This is a genomic window from Paenibacillus sp. Y280 (genome assembly GCF_056786335.1).
Window position 1 is genome coordinate 73,724 of the sequence record NZ_JBXCIW010000018.1, and the last position, 15,159, is coordinate 88,882.

The 15,159-nt window shown below is 40.5% G+C and carries 13 protein-coding genes; 4 read left to right on the forward strand and 9 right to left on the reverse strand.

The features are described from left to right. Positions 1-2: 2 nt before the first annotated feature. The 9 genes from AC1TPC_RS20450 to AC1TPC_RS20490 form a co-directional block, all read right to left on the reverse strand. On the reverse strand, positions 3-665 hold the full coding sequence (locus AC1TPC_RS20450) for a TraC-like domain-containing protein (protein ID WP_482068650.1): 663 nt from the start codon (positions 663-665) through the stop codon (positions 3-5). A 37-nt stretch (positions 666-702) separates the two neighbouring features. Next, on the reverse strand, positions 703-1,041 hold the full coding sequence (locus AC1TPC_RS20455) for a PrgI family protein (RefSeq protein WP_482068651.1): 339 nt from the start codon (positions 1,039-1,041) through the stop codon (positions 703-705). A 3-nt stretch (positions 1,042-1,044) separates the two neighbouring features. Then, positions 1,045-1,914, reverse strand: coding sequence for a conjugal transfer protein TrbL family protein (locus tag AC1TPC_RS20460; protein WP_482068652.1), 870 nt, complete (start codon positions 1,912-1,914; stop codon positions 1,045-1,047). Further along, the gene (locus tag AC1TPC_RS20465; protein WP_482068653.1) at positions 1,914-2,288 is read right to left on the reverse strand and encodes a hypothetical protein; all 375 of its coding nucleotides are present in this window, start codon (positions 2,286-2,288) and stop codon (positions 1,914-1,916) included. The genes AC1TPC_RS20460 and AC1TPC_RS20465 overlap by 1 nt, the downstream gene beginning before the upstream one ends. A gap of 107 nt (positions 2,289-2,395) precedes the next feature. Beyond that, a complete protein-coding gene (locus AC1TPC_RS20470; protein ID WP_482068654.1) occupies positions 2,396-4,309 on the reverse strand; it encodes a VirD4-like conjugal transfer protein, CD1115 family in 1,914 nt (637 codons plus the stop codon). Between the two features lie 43 nt (positions 4,310-4,352). Then, positions 4,353-7,013, reverse strand: a complete 2,661-nt coding sequence (gene mobP3 / locus AC1TPC_RS20475; RefSeq protein ID WP_482068655.1) for a MobP3 family relaxase — start codon at positions 7,011-7,013, stop codon at positions 4,353-4,355. Beyond that, on the reverse strand, positions 7,006-7,437 hold the full coding sequence (locus tag AC1TPC_RS20480; protein ID WP_482068656.1) for a hypothetical protein: 432 nt from the start codon (positions 7,435-7,437) through the stop codon (positions 7,006-7,008). The genes mobP3 and AC1TPC_RS20480 overlap by 8 nt, the downstream gene beginning before the upstream one ends. Before the next feature lie 671 nt (positions 7,438-8,108). After that, on the reverse strand, positions 8,109-9,428 hold the full coding sequence (locus AC1TPC_RS20485; protein WP_482068657.1) for an FtsZ/tubulin family protein: 1,320 nt from the start codon (positions 9,426-9,428) through the stop codon (positions 8,109-8,111). Between the two features lie 3 nt (positions 9,429-9,431). Next, complete coding sequence (locus AC1TPC_RS20490; protein ID WP_482068658.1) at positions 9,432-9,806, reverse strand: hypothetical protein; 375 nt, start codon at positions 9,804-9,806, stop codon at positions 9,432-9,434. 1,680 nt (positions 9,807-11,486) lie between these two features. Here AC1TPC_RS20490 and AC1TPC_RS20495 point away from each other — a divergent pair. The 4 genes from AC1TPC_RS20495 to AC1TPC_RS20510 all read left to right on the forward strand — a co-directional run bounded on the left by AC1TPC_RS20495 (position 11,487) and on the right by AC1TPC_RS20510 (position 14,383). Then, entirely contained in the window at positions 11,487-12,158 is a 672-nt protein-coding gene (locus AC1TPC_RS20495) for a hypothetical protein (protein ID WP_482068659.1), read from the forward strand. A gap of 131 nt (positions 12,159-12,289) precedes the next feature. Beyond that, complete coding sequence (locus AC1TPC_RS20500; RefSeq protein ID WP_482068660.1) at positions 12,290-12,745, forward strand: helix-turn-helix domain-containing protein; 456 nt, start codon at positions 12,290-12,292, stop codon at positions 12,743-12,745. A 2-nt stretch (positions 12,746-12,747) separates the two neighbouring features. Then, on the forward strand, positions 12,748-13,392 hold the full coding sequence (locus AC1TPC_RS20505) for a hypothetical protein (RefSeq protein ID WP_482068661.1): 645 nt from the start codon (positions 12,748-12,750) through the stop codon (positions 13,390-13,392). A gap of 337 nt (positions 13,393-13,729) precedes the next feature. Continuing rightward, positions 13,730-14,383 (forward strand): hypothetical protein, encoded by a 654-nt coding sequence (locus tag AC1TPC_RS20510; protein WP_482068662.1) that lies wholly within the window; start codon positions 13,730-13,732, stop codon positions 14,381-14,383. Positions 14,384-15,159: the final 776 nt, after the last annotated feature.

Consider the following 15,159-nt stretch of genomic DNA (forward strand, 5'->3'; position numbering starts at 1 on the left):
GATTAAACCTCCTCTGAATACACCACAGTTGGGAAACTAAATGAATCAACTGGCGCACGTTCATAAGCTGCCTGCGCGGGATTTGTAAAGATAAAATGTAAAGTACGAAGTTCACTATCCGTGCATACTGAGCTTAGCAGCTCTGCACTGCTCAGGTTTCCAGCTACTTGAGTTGCCCTTTGCAGAAGAACTTGCTCATCGAGCTGAGGTTTATTGCTTATCGGCAAATCTAGAATAAAGTAAAAATGTCGTTCCAATGCTTCGCCACTAGTTACCTTTGCTGCAGCCTGTCGTGTATGTAAACCGAGAATGTTTTTTTTGATAATACTAGTCGTCTCAGCTCGCTTGTTTTCCAATTGTAGTATGTAAGCATCTAAATCAACGGGCTTCCCAATTGAAAAGATTTGAAATTCATAATCAAGACCATTTAATACTTCTTCTAGTCTTTTTACTCGACGCATTTTTTCCTTGTCAGACAATAATTCAACGTTAACCGGCTGAACATGAATTGCTGCTACTATTTTATTGTCCTTCCTGTATACCAAACTATTTTTTATATCTGCGATAGGAAACCAGCTTTGTGTTGAAGGCGTTTTTGATTTTGCTGCAGAAACGTTATTGGCCGTCGTAGATGTATTCGAAACTTTTTTATTTTTCGAGAACATGCTTTCACCTCTTTCTTCTTATCTAGCAAAGGGGGGCTTATTTGCCCCGGCCTTCACCAAATTTATAATAATATCTTGATGGTTTTGAATTATATCGGCGTATATCCTTAACTAAATCGAGTGCATTCCTACCAGTGTGTGGATTAGCTTTACTGAAAAAGAATCCTACAGCACCTGTAGGCACGGCTAACCCTATCCAAAATGCTGACCCTTGAATGAACCAAATAATTAACCCCAGACAGACGCCAGCCATCGCGGTAATTAATACAATTCCTAATTCTTTAATGCCAAAACCTTCGAAAAGCTCAAACTTAGTTTTGACGTTTTTTGGAACTACGTAAGGTTTTAGGTCAACGCCATTATCATAGTCATTCACGTCCTACACACCTTTCGTCATGAGCTTACGCATCAATACCATAGATCCAGCTTGCTGAGCACCTTGTGCTGCACCTTTACCTACACCTGATGAATAGATGTACTGTTTCAAAATGGTTGGTGATTTATAAGTCACCCATATGAATCCAGCAAAGATCATGACATTCAATAAAGGAAGACTTGGATTTGGATTTATTAAAAGCGCGTAAAATGAACATTTAATGAGAAACATTTGAATCGCTTGCGCCATTGATATGTTTAATAGTTCCCTCCACCAACCTTGAAAACTTTGACTATTGGGGTTGGTTAAACCAAGCGCCATAAATGATCCAACCGCTGCAACTACAGCCAGCTCAGCTGCGCGAATAAAAGTTTGGACCATAACAAGTAAAAATACGATTAGTGCGAATATGACGGCTGCTGCTGCAAATATTAAATGCGTACCCGACATAACACTCATAGTAAGGGTCTTTAATATTTGAGCCCCACTATTCATATCTGTACCTGGCATTAAAGCAATATCCCCAGCAATAGCAGTTCCCCACATATACACTTGTTTCGTTGTCCATGGTACTGCACCTATCATAGCTGCAGCTTGTGCAAGGCGTACTAATACGCCTTGCACATCTGCATCTGCATCTCCACTCGACCGCAATAAATTGTTATACCAAAGTTCGTACATGAATTTGACTCCAAGAATCGAGCCTGCAAGTGCTTGCGCATAAAGAATTGCATTATTAACGATTGCCATATCTAAGACAGTAACCGTCATACTATTCATCCCATTTAATAGCTCGAGGAACATATTAATACAAGACTCTGCTAGATTAGCAAAAAACTGCTCAACTGAATCTTGAATCATATCGTTAAACATTATACGGTACTACCGGCTAGGTAGAAGAAGACAAGCTTAACAATAGCTACCCCACACATAGCGATTGGACCCCAAACAATAATTCTCTTCATTTTTTTATTACGATCCGCTACTTCTCCACCTTCGTCTGCATGAGATTTCTGCCATGCATGGAAGGTAAACACCGCACCTGATGTTAATGGAATAAGGATTAGTAACCAAGTCGTGGCTACTTCAATAAGATCTTGTGCACCTGTTACGAAAGTTGGCTGCGCTGGACCTGCGGCAAAGACTACTGAAGCACCTAATACTGAATACATCATTAACATTGCGAATATGTGGAGCGTTTTGTGTTTCCGAATAAATAGACTTACTTTCTCCAAACTGTTTTGCATTGGATTTTCCTCCTAAAATTTTGTAGTAAGACTTCCTTCGATATTATCCCTTTAAAACCGACAGCATAAATCGACATTTTAAAGCCAAAAAAAAAGCATCACCCCTCTCAATCTACATCATCCATAAATGAACCAGGTAGTTCATTTGGATCATCATTATTTGCACTTGTTGGTGGTGTAACCGCCATAAATATATTCGCAGCATCCGGAATGAAAAAATCGACATTTTCTATCTTCCGAATAGGCTCTACGTCATTTGTTGTAAAATCTTTATCTGCCGGCCATAAGCTTAAATCAGGTAGTGGTAGATCGGCTGGATGTAGTCGGGCTCGGATGACAAGTGATCTATCTGCTGGCCAACGAAGAATTTCTTCTGCCTCTAGTAAATCTCGTTTCATCAATCCAAAATTCCCACCATGACTAACATTGTTTTTCCCAACATTGTAAGAGCTTCCTTCAGTAGCCACCGTATAAGGACCTAATTTTTTACTTATCTTCGCTGCAGTTACATCATCTGTCGTAAGTAGGTAAATCCAATTATGGCAGTTACCACGTATGACATTTGCTACTTTATCACCATATGAAATATCTAGCTGGTTAAAGTCCTGTAAAATTATATTCCAGCGAATACCACGTCCAAGAGATACGGTCATTTTTGTGTCAAAATCCTTAATTGGCGGCATATTACCAAATTCATCTAACAACATATTTACGCGTACAGGTAATCTTTTATTGGTTGATCTGCTAGCCAGTTCAACAAGCGCCTTATAGGTTTGATCGATATAAAGTGCAGCTAATGGGTGCCTTGTTTTATCTTCATCTGGAATGATCAAAAATACTGCAGTTGGTAGTTCACCTATCTTATGTAGTACATGATCTTGTTCAGCTGTTAAAAATCTGATTGACGGATCTGCAAACAATCGGAGGAGCGAGGCTACGTTTGAGAAGAAACTACCTCTCGTCTTTTCTGGCGCTAACATCGCTGTTGCATAGGCGTCTCGAGCTGGATGATCCATCGGTAAGCTATCCATATAATCGTTAAGGGCAACATATTCTGTCATTTGGCCAGCAATCTCTATTTTTCTTGATCTACCTAATTCCGCTAGTGTTTTGTAGACAGAATACATATGTTTTTGCCTATCAGACTTGGCTTCCATTGCTACTACCAAAATCAATGCAGCAATGACCGACTCTGCCCCATCTTTCCAGATGGATTCGCCTCCACCTTTATCAGATCCAGGCTTCTGATAGACGAACATATTTGCAATACTCCATGCATGTTTTGATGCCTCGGCAACATCGTCATTTCTAAGAGCATCTAATACGGGTTGCATGGCATTCCATCGACTACCCCAACCAGGTTTACGGTAATCAATGACCCTTACGCTGTAGCCCATATCGCGAAGAAATGGAGCACTTCTTTCGTACAACTCACCTTTAGGATCCGTTAAAAGCATAGATTCTCCGGTGTGAGCTAATTGCCAAATGGTCGGGAAAACCAATCGTCTTGTTTTACCGGAACGTGTAGTTCCTATAATCATGGTGTTCGTGTCCGAAGTATCAATCCAAGCTACACTGGTTCCCTTTTTCTTTATATCTGCACCCAATACAATCCCACCAGCGATAACGAACTCACTGAACTTCCAAACGATTGCAGCTTTATTTACTTCTTTCATGGTCATCCAACGACTTGTACCAAACTGTCCATTACCTGCCGATTCGGGACCACCGAATTCACGTTTAGTTTTACTTTTAAATGAATTTGACCACAAAAGTAAAATGATCAAGGCAAGTACAATTACTTGAAAGATACCCCACAAACTGAGCAATTCTTTTGTTTGCAGTAGATTTGTAATGGCTACAAAGGGGTTGAAATCAGCTACCCATTGATTTAGTGCTTCTGCAGGATTATCAATAATATATTTGGGTAAAGTAATTACGGAAGGCAGTACAAAAATATCGAATAGTATTATGAGTCCGATGATAATCAGCTTACCTGTTCTTGCAAAATTATTATTCAATCGTTATCACCTCCGGTTATTTGAGACACAGAATTAACTAAATTTAGTCATCTCCCTGTTCTCTTTGTGCGGCTCTTTGTCGTTGACGTTGTGCTTGTCGTTTCAGCATTTCGCCTTCTGCCTGTGTTTTCAAACGCTCTTGCTCGATAGCTTGCCATGCACTATTCCATAATTGTTTTGCTAAGTTTAAAGACGGTTCATGAGCACGGCCGCCCTTACCTGTGCTCTCCCAAAGATAAGGTGCATCTGTTCCTAGCGTTTTGTTAAGTTCAGCCAATTCACTTCGTTTCAAATATGGTGGCCTTCCCCAATTAGCAGCATCGCGACTGCTCTTCTCAGTACCTGAGATAATTTTCTCAAGTCTCTGCTCATCGATGTTTGCACCCGATCGTTGATTCCAGTCTTTTATGACTTTGCTTAACTGATCATGATCTAATCCAGCTGCTATTAACACCTTGGTCAACTTACTAACGGCCTCATGGATCGCATCAACAATCCCATAAATTTTAGACATGACTTGGATGTCATCAGTACGTTTTTTTAGAAAATCCAGTTCATCAACTTGGTCCATTGATAAGTTTGTAGAACGAGCTGCCCATGAATCTATTTCTCGTTTTAACTGAAACGAATCGAGATCACATTTAAAAAACTGAATGAGATGATCTGCCGTCCATTTAACTTCAAGCGTGGAATCTAATTTTTCACTAGCGGTTTTAAACGCTTCTGCGGCATCTTGATACTTGCCCTCATTCATAGTGAATGTCTGCATAGTTTGCCAGGGATACTTTAATTCAGCATTGAGATTCCTTGCAATCCTACTCCAGGTTTCTTGTTTTAAGTAGTTCGTTTCTACCTTCTCAACGCTAGAAAGTATCTTCGACATGCCGGTGATGTTATTCCGATTTGCAAACTCATGCATGATACTCGATCTTTCTTCGGCATTAAAATGCATTTGCTTTAGTGCAACAGTCATACAAAAAGCTGTATATCCTCTTTCCTGCTCATCAACATCAACATTCATTTTCCCTTTTGAAAATTGCTGTAAAACTGCTTCTCGGTTTTCAGGAATGACAATTGTATGCTCAACTTCGTCCCAAGGATACACAGCTTTCACACCTAAATTTTTAATGAGCCGTTGCCAGTCATTCTCTTTCATAAAATAGGAATTTGATTCCTTTTCAGTTGCTGAAGCATCTTTCAAAATGACAGAAATATCTTCCGGATGAAGACCCGTTTGCTCAAGTGTCGATTTAATATTTTCATAATCTCTGCCGGCTAGCTTTAAAATATTGGCTACTGCAGAAGCATCCTTTATGGACACGTTTACCTGTGGAGATGGAAGCTTATTAAGCTGAGTAATTACATCCTGTATTTCAAAAAATTTAACGGATAACTGAGCCTTGTTGTACCATTCTTTAAAAATGGTTTGTTGTTCTTCCGGAGAAAAACCCAATCTCCGTAAAGACTCAGTAGAATGTTCCATTACCTGCAGAGCTTGATCATCAAGCGGTTTTCCAACGGCACTTGAAATCATTTGCACAGTAATAGCGGCTTTCTCAGGCAGAACTTTCAAAAAGGATCTTTTTTTAGTTTCAGCTGCTGCCCGGAGAACGACTTGAGAAACCCGATTTTCAATATCATTCCGTGCATTCTCTATCGCTTTATTAATTTCCGCTTCCTGAAAAGTAAAATGTCTTGTCATACCCTCTACAGCACCATAGTATCGGCCAACAGATTCATGAAAAACAGGTTGCTTCATCAACCATTGAGTTGTCGTAGAAACCGCTTCTTTGACTTCTGGTGGCATAAACTTCATTGCCAGTCGACCGCCTTTTGGTAGTTGCGCAGCTATATCTTTTAATTGGCTAGCGAGCTCTTTTGTATCTGAATCAAATACGCGAGGTGCCATACCAACATTGGCGGATCCGCGAGATTGGTTCTCTAGATTTATCACTTTCTCGAAATCCTGAATATCTCTTATAAGCTTAACGACATCAGTTAACTCATTATTGCTGAGGTCACGAATAAGATCCCTGGCCATTGTTTTCTGTTGAAAGAGCTTTGATCGTTCCTCTGCGTAGACTACCTTCTCAAATGTTTTTTTCACATCTTTGACTTCTGCCGAGCTCAAAAGGCCTCTTCTTCTTCGTATCGTTTTCTCCCACATAACTAAATGCACATGAGGATGACCAGCTTCTTTGTGAAAAGCTGCAACCCAGCGAAGGTTGGTTTCACCAATACCCATGCTTGCAGCTGCTTCCGGCACTGTCGCACGTAAAGTAGTTTCCCATTTATCGCGTGAAGTATAATCAAGCCTCTTAGCATCTTCTTCTGTTAAGCTCAGCACAACTCTCCAAACGACACCTTTATGATCAGCTATTTCATCTTTGATAGCATTCAAGTGAATAGATTCATCACTAGCTGAAAATAGTCCATGTGAGCCTGGACGCTCATCTAGGTATTTGAAATACGTCTCAAGATCCGAATCTTCCTTTTCGTTAATAGCCTTTATAGGAGATTGACCCTCATCTAAAGTCTCAACCCCTGAACGTGTACCTATGTAATTAATATGATTGACGTTCTTAGAGACAACCTGTTCATTGACCTTTGGAAAACGAGAAGGTGCTGTAAATTCAATATTACATATAAAAGGAGCTTGGAATTGTGTGTGCTGGTCCATGAGTCTCTCCCAATACTCACTCATCAGTCTCTCCCTCAACCTTCAATTTCTCTTTGTTGTCTTCTGGCGTTCGAACAAATGCGATGGCTTTTTTCCGAGCCTCAATGTAGACGTTCTTTATGTCACTTCTCCCTAGTTGCCCAAGCACTTCTATATTTGTATACATGGTTGTTGCAGCAGCTATTGTAGATTTGGCCATTAATTTCGCTACACGATCCTCAAACGGTTTATTGGTTTCATTCATTGCCTTTCTAATCAAGAGTAATAAATGGTCCGTTGCACCGGTCTGTCCCAAGATTTCAGATCGGACCCCTTCACGGATATAACGTCTCATTACTTCGGCCTTTTTTTCATTTCTCATTTTAGCTACAGCCTCAACCAATGCTTCCGTTTCCGTCTCAATTCGGAGGTGAAACGGAGTACCTAGATTTTCGGATGATTTAGTCATTTTCCCACCCCCAAACCCCTATGTAGCTCTCATAAATAGGTCAATAATCCCATTATACCATAATTTGTAGCTAATAAAAGGAAAATTTTTTATCAGTGTAGTCTATGATGTAGCTCTACTTAACATATGTCCTCGCTGGCTTTGCCAGCGATGTGTAGCTTTGCGCGGCTACGCGCCTTATCCTGCATAATTAGTAAACCCCTCTTCTCCTTTCGTCCTTTGTCCTCAATCGAAGGAGGGGATTACTAATTATTGCCTCTCCGAATCGCCCTCCTGGCTCTTCGGATCCGTCCGTTGTCCGTCCGTCTTCATCTCTCCCTCCTGTTATCCATACTCTTCAATCTATGAGATTTTTCTCAAGAGCTGTTCTTGAACCGTCCGTTATCCGTCCGGCTCTATCACTTTACCCCTAGCCAATGGCTACTCTGCTAGAAGACTTTTTTTGATAGAGCCAGCTGCACAGAAAAATATTCTTGAAATAAAATACATCTTCAAGGTTAAAATTTTACAGATAAAATTCGCTCACACTTTTTGCTTTTCATTTTTTTACAATAAATTAAATTTGAAACTGGCTCAGAAATTTTGGGTTACCTCTGAAATAGTAAAAAAGACTCATTATGACTCCCGATTAATCAAATGGAGTCATAATGAGTCTTACTGAGTCTTTTGTATCACTTGCGGAATGGATTTACTGGTTTGCTTGCCGTTGAACTTTGCTGTGTGTTTGATTGTCCAAATGGATTTGAACCTGTTTTTCGAGGAGCTGCAGCAGGACGGTTTAGTGTTAGTTTTTCACCCATATCGAATCCAGAAGCCTGCTGCTCTTTTTGCAATTTTATTCTTACTAGCTCCTCGGCTTCTTGTCTTAGATTTTTAGCTCGTTCTGGCAAACCGGCCATACTTGCCATTGTATATACAATGGCAAAACGCTTACTAGATGATGTTGTGAAACCCGGATAAAACCCTACATTTGGAAGTTCTTTTTTCATAGTAGATCGGATCTGTTCGAGTGTATCCTGATTAAGGAGATCCATTCGTTCTCTTGGCATCACAACTACTAAACCCATACTTTGCATATCGTTTTTATAGTCAAACCCATTAGCGAGAACATTTTTCCCTTTGTAGGTCGAAATGATTTGATCGATAAGATCATCTTTCGTCTTAATTTCATCAAGATTGATCTTTTTCTTCGCAAAAGTTATGATTCCACCGGTTTTCAAGACATGATTTGATAAATCTGCAGAGTCTAATGTAATTTCACTTTCTAAGCTTGTTACAACGTTCCATTCATGCATAATGCTAGCTATTTTATAGTTACTGTAATAGTCCCATGTTATGCCTTGTACTTCCGGATCTGCTATATGTTCTTGTACGATTTTCTCGTTATCGAGCACAATTAAGTTTTCTAGACCGCGATAGGTGCGCTGATTATCATCTTCACGGATCTCTCTTAATTTAGGCACTAACTCGGTCATTGCATTATACGCATTCAAACTCTCTACCTCATCAGGCCGAGGAAGCGAAGCAATGGCTGCTACAGGCTTGCCGAGATAGTCCGCAATAGCATCTACCAGTACATTAATAGAGCCGGTCCCAGTGCCACCTCCGAAAGCTGCTGAGACATAAATGAATTCACAATCAGCCATTTCACGACTGATAGCATCAAAAATCTCTGAACCATTGTTTAAAAAGGCCTCTTTACCGATTTCAGGGTTTTTACCGACACCCTTTTCATAGCCTTTAAGGCCAAACTGCAACCGTTGGGGAATATTCTTCAGACTTTTCATGTCTCCTAGATTAGAGTTAACAATTAGGCATTTATAAACGGGTTCCCCGTTTTTTGGTGAACGAATACCAGCAAACGCATCCGCAATCTTAGATCCACCCTGTCCAAGCCCGATTATGCCATACTTAATGCTTGCAACAGCATTGCTTTGTTTTATAAATCCTTCTAACTCCCACACATTATCAATTTTCATTGGATCACTCATGATTTATTCCTCCTTCATAATTTGTGAAACGATCATGCTCCCTAGTAGCATTGTTCCTTGGTCCTGATCTAGTAGATCGCCTACGATATCAGAAGCTCTTTTCCCGTATGTTGTAAGGAAATATCGATCAGCTTGTCCATCTTGCCAGCTATCAATAAATAACGCGGCTTCTAGACATGCAATTCCAACTTCGATCTGTGTACGGTACTTGGTCGTTTTCGTATTTGGCTCAGGATCATAATCGGCAAATTTCTGCTTAATATCAGCTTTTGATAGATTTGGTTCTGCCTTGATGAGAAAGAAAATATCTAAAACATATTTTTTTAAAATTTTACGGCAAATCTCTTCAATAGGTATATGTGAAACCAGTTGTTCCAATTCCCTTTCCTCCTTTTCAAAAGGTATATTAAATTCATTTTGAATCATATTGAGTCAAAAGGAATCAAATTGAGTCATAATGAGCCATGAGTCAATATTAGCATATTTATCCTATTTCGGCAACTAATTATTGGTAGAATCATAGCCAATTAAGCAAAGAAATAATTATAGCTGAGGGCTAATCCACTACCCCTACTCAAGGTAAACATATGAACCCTTAAAAGTACATGTACTGGCGATAAACCTTATCCTAGCCCCCTACTCAACCAATGCTCCTAATACTTCAGCTGCGGATGCCTAAAGATTAATTTAAGAAGAAAAAATACTCATAAAGAATCAAAAGGACTCAAATAGACTCATAAAGAGTCATATGTATTTCAAGCACCGGTTTAAGAGATCCCGTATTTAACATAACTCCCGTTTGTTCTGAAGCAGTTTATTTCCCCATTTACTTAATGATTTTGACCGCCGGACGGACGGATCTACATAAATGATCCTATCCTAGCGGTCTAAAGCAGATTCATTATCCATTCACTCGATAGATTTGACCGCTTTGGACGGATTATCGAATGGCGGTCGGACGAAACTGCTAATAATGAGTCATTTCCAGTTCTCAGCAGCTGCTTGATAACTCAGTCACTCGATGAATTTGATCGTCAAGGCCGGTTTATCGAACGGCGGACGGACAAACCGGCATAAATGAGCCTTTCCTAGCACTCTACAACTGCTTAATCGCCCTTTCACCTGAAAGATTTGACCGCCTTGCTCGGTTTATCGAACGGCGGACGGACGAACCGGCATAAATGAGCCTTTTCTAGCACTCTACAGCTGCTTAATCGCCCTTTCACTCGAAAGATTCGACCGCCTTGGTCGGTTTATCGAACGGCGGACGGACGAACCGGCATAAATGAGCCTTTTCTAGCGCTCAGCAGCTGCTTAATCGCCCTTTCACTCGAAAGATTCGACCGCCTGGACGGATTATCGAACGGCGGACGGACGAACCGGCATAAATGAGCCTTTTCTAGCGCTCAGCAGCTGCTTAATCGCCCTTTCACTCGAAAGATTCGACCGCCTGGACGGATTATCGAACGGCGGACGGACGAACCGGCATAAATGAGCCTTTTCTAGCGCTCNAGCTGCTTAATCGCCCTTTCACTCGAAAGATTCGACCGCCTGGACGGATTATCGAACGGCGGACGGACGGATCTGTATAAATGAGCCTTTTCTAGCGCTCAGCAGCTGCTTAATCGCCCTTTCACTCGAAAGATTCGACCGCCTGGACGGATTATCGAACGGCGGAACCTTATCTAGCGCTCAGCAGCTGCTTAATCACCCTTTCACTCGAAAGATCTGACCGCCTTGGACAGATTATCGAACGGCGGTCGGACGGATCTGAGTTATGATCAAGTAATAATTAATATTTAATGTTATTATACCTCTCAATACTCAATACATACTAGGGTAGTCATTGAATAGTGAGAAGTCATCGAGTGGGATCCGTTTATATTAAAGGGATCTTGGTTATACTGAATAATAGATATAATTAGCCGTTTTCCATTAAGCCCTTCAAGTCTACTCAGTTAGTGATATAATAGTTGGTAGTCCTCGAGTAGTCATCGCGTATTACGATTGAATAGTCATTGAGTAGTTAATAGTCATAGAGAGGGGTGTATGCATATAATGGGTAATGAACCGCAGGTTTGGCAATTAAATAAATTCTCTGAAGTCGTGGGCACCACACATTACACCACATTAAACGATTGGTTTAACATGCTAGAAGCAAAAGGGCTGCACTGGGTTACCCGAGTAGCTGACAATAAGAGGGTCTATGATGAACTTGATTTAAAGGTAGCTCATTATATTAAGGAGAAAAGAGCTCAAAATTGGGGATTACCTGCTATTTGCGATATTATCGCTGACGACATCGAGGATCTACGTCCATTTCCAGAAAACTTTGGTGAGAAGAATGACTCGTTAATGACTATTGAACAAATGCGGCTTAAATTTGGTCAAGACATGGAAACTTTGATCACTAACTTATTCACTCAACATTTCGAGTCATTTTCACAGCTCTTAGAGACACAAAAACAAACACTTGTGTCCCAACTAGTAGAATCGACAAATCATAATGATGAAAAACTTAAACGACAAACTGAAAGCATTAACGAGAACTTTATTAGAAGTAGTTTGAAAATAGAAGCACTAGATAAGTGGATGGCCTTACCGATTAATGAACGAGTAATAAAAACAGGGTTGTTTCGTAAAGAAGAGGATATTAATAAACGAGATCGTTTTATTGAGGAATTTATTCGAGACAATTTCGAAAGAAAACTTAAAGAATCTCAACAATAACATTAGCAATGGAAGGGGAGGAAGGATCTTCTTCCTTTTTTTTTCACCATAATTATGATTCGGCCATCTTTGGTTGAATACGGTTGAATTAGCTCCTAGTGTGGTATACTTAGCTTAAGGAGGTGTACCGTATGACAAAGGTAAAAGATACCTTACGGAACATTCTGGTGAAGGTAGAGAAGGGAAACGTGACACACGAAGAGATCCAGTTGGCACAGACAATTCTGGAATCGTCGGTTATCATCCCAACCCGCCGCATCCGTAATGGGACCGTTCACCCACGCGTCAGACATTTGGCTTACAAATTAGCGGCAGTATCCTATTCGCAGCAAGAGGAATTTTATACAGTACAAGAAGTGGCCGAGCGTTTCAAAGTCTCGGATAAGGCCGTTTATAAATGGATTGACCAAAACAAGATTAAGTATGAGCGATCAAGTGAGCATAGTCGGGATATCCGGATCCCTAAAGGACAATTCACTAATCCTCCATCAGAGACAACGGTTAAACAGCGGGAACATGAGTTGTTCAAAGGTGCTATCGAAATGGAACTTGTCCGCCGCAAAGACCTGTACCATGATGAGGATTAAATATGAGCAATAACGTTAAAATTATCGTTTGGGATGGGTGCATACTCGCCGATCGGTTTATCTATCGCAATCATCGGGTTCGCGCAGAATTTGACCGGTTATACGATATGCACCTTAATGGTATAATTGAATTTTGCTTACCTAAAGCGGTACAGGCAGAATTTTATGGGTTGTTACGCTCCGGAGGCATAGCAATCCGAAAGGTACCAGGTGGACCCATGCAACCAACTGCTTTTGAGCATACCGAACTTATGGGTCTCTTTGGAACTTATGATGCTATTTTTAATTTAGACTTTTTAGACTCATTAGAGCATCTTCCTTGGCCAGTGTATTCGGATGGCTATAAACAGATTGTCGAGCAGATATTGGATAATGAATACGGGTGGACCCAAAAGGGACAATCTATAATCGAAAGCCACTTGGGGATGACAATCGCTGCGTTGCAAGAGGAAGCTTTAAACGTAAGAGGACGAAAGAAACCATTAAAGGATGTCGATGACTATCCAGTTATGGCTTCTGCTATTATACATAATGCAGACATCATCGTAACTTATAACCTCCAGGACTTTATTGATCCGTTCGGACGAATTCGTGTCATGAATCTAGATATGTTCCTTTCGGATGAAATCCAAGTAGATTTAATCTAAAAGTACGTCAGAAGGCAGGAATAACTTTTTCTGCCTATTTCGTGCTGTTGTTAGAAGAAAATAAAGTGTTAGACTGAGAAAATAAAGTATTAGACTAGGAGAATAAAGTTATAGACTGACTCTCTTGTGGCAGACTTTTTAACTCGAATGTTCTGAGTTTAGCCCAATGTGTAAGCATGTTTCGAGCGAGATGTCGGGAAAATGATAAGGAAAGATAATGACATCAGGCAAGCAAAGAATCACATAAAACCTCGGGTTTCCTCTATCCAGCATCTACAATAAATAATGTTGTTTAGGTGGACTTTTTTAGGGGTAGAGATAGGAGGACGGAATATATATGATCCCCCATTTTGGAGTGAAGGTACACAATAAAGACGGTGGATATAAACTAACCGCCGATAATTATGTGAAGACGAGTGATAAAGATAATGCCACTTCGTCTGAAGAATCAAAGCTTAAGTTAGAGAAGGTTATGACTCGTTTTGATCTCAATATGAAATACTTTAAGTCACTGTCTCGGGAGAAATTTAATGAAGAACTGGATAAGTTTGTAGCTTCAAATAAGTTTTATGAAATTAAAGATCTTAATTCTGTAGCTGGTATTTACGGGCACTATGTTATGGTCTTAGATGAGTATTGTCAAGTTTACATAGGAACTGCTAGTCGTAACGATGGTATAAAAGAAAGGATACCTCAACATTGGAGAGAGAAAATATCATTAGCTCGTCTTGACAAGGGGGAGTGCGGTTCTCTGCATATAGATAGTTTTAGAGCTAAGGATACTACGAGAATTTTTGTGTGGCGCGATGATGAGTGTACTTTTTTCGAGGATTACACGGTTAACGAGCTTTTGGAAGGTAGATTGGTTGCCCAATTTCCTATAGATTATTGCCTGAATTCAGTCATGATAAATATACCAAAAGAGTTTTTCCATCAGAGGATGAGGGATCGTGATCTAAGGGATTTAAAGGTGTATGGCAAGAGCCATTGACCGACTGCATTAGACAGATTCTTTAGGACAAAACCCTCTAAATAGATCGTTATAACGGTTGTGCTAAATCTAATACTTTATTTTTCTTTTTCGAGTGATTGAGGGAAAGAAAATGAGCTGAGTCTAATACTTATTTTCCAGAAGCTGACGTTCATTGATTTGAAAAAAGGCTTAGTAGCAAGACCGACAGTCTACTACTTTATTTTCTCTGAACAGCTGTACTAATGTTCTTCCCGCTTTACGGATCGGCGCGCTCCGGTGACGGAGGCCAGCTCCGGAGCGAAACTGCAACTCGTGATCCTGGTTATTCTACCGAAAGCGCGTTTCGCTGCGATCTGTTCGCCGCGAGCGACAGCGGGCGCCTGCGCGGTGAAGCTGCAGCGTGATCCTGGTTGTTCTTCTTCCGGAAGCACCCCTTCGCGCGATCGGTTTCGCCGGGAGCGATGACGGCCAGCTGCGCGCTGAAGCTGTAACTCGTGATCCTAGTTGTTCTTTCGGTAGCTTCCAGTCCAATATATTATTTTCTCATCAAAATCTCTCTTATAACTTTCGCTGAGCTTAATTTAATACTTATATTTCGATATCAAACGAGTTTCGATACCCTTAATCGCTTTAATTTCACTACATGGATCTAATGCTTTATTTTCTTTTCACAGCAGCAGCTGCTCTAATGAATTAAACCTTAATGAGAATCCTGCCACGTTTACTCATATATTCTTCTTTCTTTCAGCCTTCTACGACCCGCCAGGGGGAGCTATCCAAACACATCACATCTG